Origin of the sequence: uncultured Campylobacter sp. (assembly GCF_938045535.1) — a bacterium.
In the GTDB taxonomy this organism is placed as follows: Bacteria; Campylobacterota; Campylobacteria; order Campylobacterales; family Campylobacteraceae; genus Campylobacter_B.
This window is the reverse complement of record NZ_CALIMQ010000101.1, coordinates 1-4,112: the sequence shown is the minus strand read 5'-3', so window position 1 is coordinate 4,112 and position 4,112 is coordinate 1. Positions and strand designations below refer to the sequence as shown.

Genomic DNA, 4,112 nt, shown 5'->3' with positions numbered 1-4,112 from the left:
CTGGCAATCTTACTGAAAGAGTGCTAAAAGTGAAAACGAATAAACGTGATATGATCCTGGAATCCATCATTTCCGCCTATCTCGATAGCAACACCCCGATCGGATCTTCAGAGCTGGGTGAGCGTATGGGCGTAGCGATGTCAGCGTCTAGCATCCGAATTTATTTTAAGCGCTTAAGCGACGAGGGGGCTTTGACGCAGCTTCATGTAAGCGGTGGTAGAATCCCCACAGTTGCGACGATGCAGGATTACTGGCGCGCTAGACTTAGCTTCGACGATGAGTTGAAAATAGACGATGCTCGCGAGCTAGAAGCGGTGCTTGAGGATTTTGAAATTTACTGTATGATTTTCAACGCCGAAAACGAAGCCCTAAACGAAGTTATCAATCACGATGATCGCTTCATAATCCTTGCATTTAGAAAAGACGAGATTATCTTAAAATACGATTTTAGAGTTTTTAAATTCCTATCAAATTTAATAGGAATTTCACTCGGAGATTTGGAGCTAGCTTCGATGCAGATCGGTCTGCGCGAGCTTAGCACCAAAATTAAGGAGCTAAAAAATTCTAAAATCGAATTTCTTTGTAACGAGGTCGTGGCGTATAAAATTTTCAAAGACGAGCGGTTTAAAATTTTACTCAACCCCTCGATCGCCGTAAATTTTACGAAAAATTTGATCTTCGCGCCCTACTTCGAGCACGGATTTATGGGGATCAAACGCCCCGTAAAATTCGAAGGCGAGGACGCTACGATGATCTGCGCAGGCAGCGTTTACGAGAATTACGAGAAATTTTTTAACTACGCTAAAGGAGTAGCATGAGCCATAAATTTAAAGAGCACGGCGATAAAAACGCAGCGTGCGATAGTGAAGAAAAAGAGGTTTGCGAGCAGTGCGCGTCAGAGGCGAGCGAGCCGCAAGAGGCGCAGACATGCGACGATACCGATGCGCAGATACAAAAGCTTCAAAACGAGCTAAGTGAGATCACTGATAAATTTTACCGCGCCAATGCGGATTTTGAAAATCTCAAAAAACGTTTGGAAAAAGAAAAAGATAGCGCTGTTGCTTACGCTAGCGAGAGCTTTGCGAAGGATTTGCTGCCGATAATCGACGCGCTTGAGGAGGCCGCCAAAATTGATGTGGAAGGTAATGAGCTTGCGGATAAAATCGAAGTTGGCGTAAAACAATGTCTAAGCCTTTTTACAAAGACTTTTGAAAAATATGGTATCGTTCCGATAGCGACGGATGCGGGATTTGATCCTAGCGTGCATAACGCTATTTCGATGATTGAAGCCGAAGGCGTTAAAAAAGGCGATATCGTTCAAGTATATCAAAAAGGCTATATGTATAAGCAGCGCGTTTTGCGCGCCGCTATGGTAGTAGTGGCGAAATAATCGTCCAAATTTTAAAATTTTAAATTCAACACAAAGGATAACAAATGGCAAAAGTCATAGGCATCGACCTAGGAACAACAAACTCGTGCGTAAGCATATTCGAGCGCGGCGAGAGCAAGATCATACCGAACAAAGAGGGTAAAAACACCACTCCGTCGGTAGTCGCTTTCACCGACAAAGGCGAGGTTTTAGTAGGCGACAGCGCCAAGCGCCAAGCAGTCACCAACCCTGAAAAGACGATCTATTCGATCAAACGCATCATGGGTCTTATGATGAATGAGAAAAACGCGCAGGAGGCTAAAAAGCGCCTACCGTATAAGATCATCGACCGAAATGGCGCGTGCGCGGTAGAGATCGCGGGCAAGGTCTATACGCCGCAAGAAATTTCAGCCAAGGTGCTAATCAAGCTAAAAGAGGACGCCGAGGCGTTTTTGGGCGAGCCCGTCGTAGATGCAGTCATAACCGTGCCTGCGTATTTCAACGACAGCCAAAGAAAGGCAACAAAAGAAGCAGGAACAATCGCGGGCCTAAACGTGCTTCGTATCATCAATGAGCCTACCGCGGCGGCGCTTGCGTATGGACTGGATAAAAAAGAATCCGAAAAGATCGTCGTTTACGATCTAGGCGGCGGTACATTCGACGTAACCGTGCTAGAAACCGGCGATAGCGTCGTAGAAGTTTTAGCTACCGGCGGTAATGCATTTTTGGGCGGCGATGATTTCGATAACAAGCTGATCGACTTTTTAACCTCGGAATTTCAATCTGAAACAGGCATCGACTTGCGCGGCGACGTCATGGCTATGCAACGCCTAAAAGAGGCTGCGGAAAACGCCAAAAAAGAGCTAAGCAGCGCGATGGAAACGACGGTAAATTTACCTTTCATCACTGCTGATGCCACAGGTCCAAAGCACCTGATGAAAACCATCACCAGGGCCAAATTTGAAAGTATGATCGATTCTTTGGTAGATGAGACCATAAGTACGCTTAAAAAGGTCGTAAGCGATGCAGGGCTAAGCATGAACGACATAAAAGAAGTCGTCATGGTAGGTGGCTCGACGCGTGTGCCTTTGGTGCAAGAGGAGGTTAAAAAGGCTTTCGGCAAAGAATTAAATAAGAGCGTAAACCCTGACGAAGTCGTAGCGATCGGCGCTGCAATCCAAGGCGCGGTCATCAAAGGCGACGTAAAGGACGTGCTACTGCTCGACGTGACTCCGCTAAGCCTCGGCATCGAAACCCTGGGTGGCGTGATGACCAAGATCATCGAAAAGGGAACTACGATACCTACGAAAAAATCTCAAACCTTCTCGACAGCAGAGGATAATCAAAGCGCCGTTACGATCAACGTTTTGCAGGGCGAGCGTGAGTTCGCAAAGGACAACAAATCGCTCGGAAATTTCAATTTAGAGGGCATCATGCCAGCTCCTCGCGGCGTGCCGCAGATCGAGGTGGAATTTAACATCGATGCGAACGGAATTTTAACCGTTTCGGCAAAAGACAAAGCCACCGGCAAGGCAACCGATATCCGCATCACCGGCTCAAGCGGCTTAAGCGACGCCGAGATTGATAAGATGGTAAAGGACGCCGAGCTTCACAAAGAGGAAGACAACAAGCGCAAAGAGACCGTCGAAGCGCGCAACCAAGCCGACAGTATCGCGCATCAAACCGAAAAGAGCCTAAGCGAGATGGGCGAGAAGGTGCCGGGCGATCTACGCGCTAAGATCGAGGGCGCGCTAAATGATCTAAAAGCCGTGCTAAAGGATGAAAACGCGAGCAAGGATGCGATAAACTCCAAAGTAGAAGCCCTAAGCAAGGTCGCCGAGGATCTATACAAGGCTGCCAGCGCAAATCAGGGCGCGCAAGGCGGATCGCAAAGCTCCGGCTCAAACGGCGGTAAAAAAGACGACGACGTCATCGACGCCGAAGTCGAGTAACCCGCCGCAAAGTGAAATTTATAGCCGCGCGCTCGGTGGCTTTGCCTGCGCTTGAAAGGCAATTTTACCGGCACGCGACAGAGGCAGCTCCGCAAACCGCGCATAAAATTTCATAGCTTCACAGGCTCGGGCGTTTTTCATACGCCCGAGCCTAACCGCAACTTCAAATTAAATTCATAACAAACTAAAATTTTTGAGTCACACATAAATACTACTAAATTTTGCGCTGTATAAATATCACTAGACATTAGAGTATATCCAGACGCGATCGAAATTTCTCCGCGCCGATCCCAAATATAGCTGAAATTTTGACCTATTGCCTACAAATGAAGCTGCGATAAATTTAAACGTATGGCGAGAAAGTAAAAAATGTATCGTAAAAAGACACAGCAAAAAACGCCCGCTAAATTTAGAAGCAAAAGAGCTAAATTTAAAGGCGCGTAGATTGATTTATGAAAAAGCAAAAGCCCAAAGGCGACGCTTTGCCTTTGGGCTTTAAATTTAGCTTTATTTAGCTAGAGCTAGTTCTTGCGAGTATTCGCATCAGGGGTGAAAAGCGGCTTATTTAGCAGCTTGAAATCGCCCACGAACTTCTGCCCCTTCTCGCTAGTGATCCATTTGATGAAACGCTGCGCGTTTTCATAGTCGGCTTTTGGGCAGTGCTTCGGATTGACCGCGATTACGGAGTAAAAATTCTTCAGATCGTTATCGCCTTCGTTGATGATAACCATATCGGGATTGCCCTTTTTATTATCCTCGTATTTGATGTAGGTGCCGCGATCGGTGAAGGT

Annotated in this window: 3 protein-coding genes and 1 pseudogene; 3 read left to right on the top strand and 1 reads right to left on the bottom strand. The window is 46.7% G+C overall.

All coding sequences use genetic code 11. The features are described from left to right. The 3 genes from Q0095_RS03245 to dnaK all read left to right on the top strand — a co-directional run. On the top strand, nt 1-818 hold an 818-nt coding region (locus Q0095_RS03245), incomplete at its 5' end, for an HrcA family transcriptional regulator (RefSeq protein WP_366806026.1). Beyond that, the gene (locus tag Q0095_RS03240; RefSeq protein ID WP_297881302.1) at nt 815-1,390 is read left to right on the top strand and encodes a nucleotide exchange factor GrpE; all 576 of its coding nucleotides are present in this window, start codon (nt 815-817) and stop codon (nt 1,388-1,390) included. The genes Q0095_RS03245 and Q0095_RS03240, both read left to right, overlap by 4 nt. A gap of 44 nt (nt 1,391-1,434) precedes the next feature. Beyond that, nucleotides 1,435-3,321, top strand: coding sequence for a molecular chaperone DnaK (dnaK, locus tag Q0095_RS03235; protein ID WP_297881301.1), 1,887 nt, complete (start codon nt 1,435-1,437; stop codon nt 3,319-3,321). A gap of 521 nt (nt 3,322-3,842) precedes the next feature. Here dnaK and Q0095_RS03230 read toward each other — a convergent pair. Further along, a pseudogene (locus Q0095_RS03230) lies at nt 3,843-4,112 on the bottom strand (tungsten ABC transporter substrate-binding protein); the annotation flags it as partial.

Bases quoted from the DNA above. Each gene is read 5' to 3' on its own strand.
- Q0095_RS03240 (WP_297881302.1), top strand. From the start codon at position 815: ATGAGCCATAAATTTAAAGAGCACGGCGATAAAAACGCAGCGTGCGAT.
- dnaK (WP_297881301.1), top strand. From the start codon at position 1,435: ATGGCAAAAGTCATAGGCATCGACCTAGGAACAACAAACTCGTGCGTA.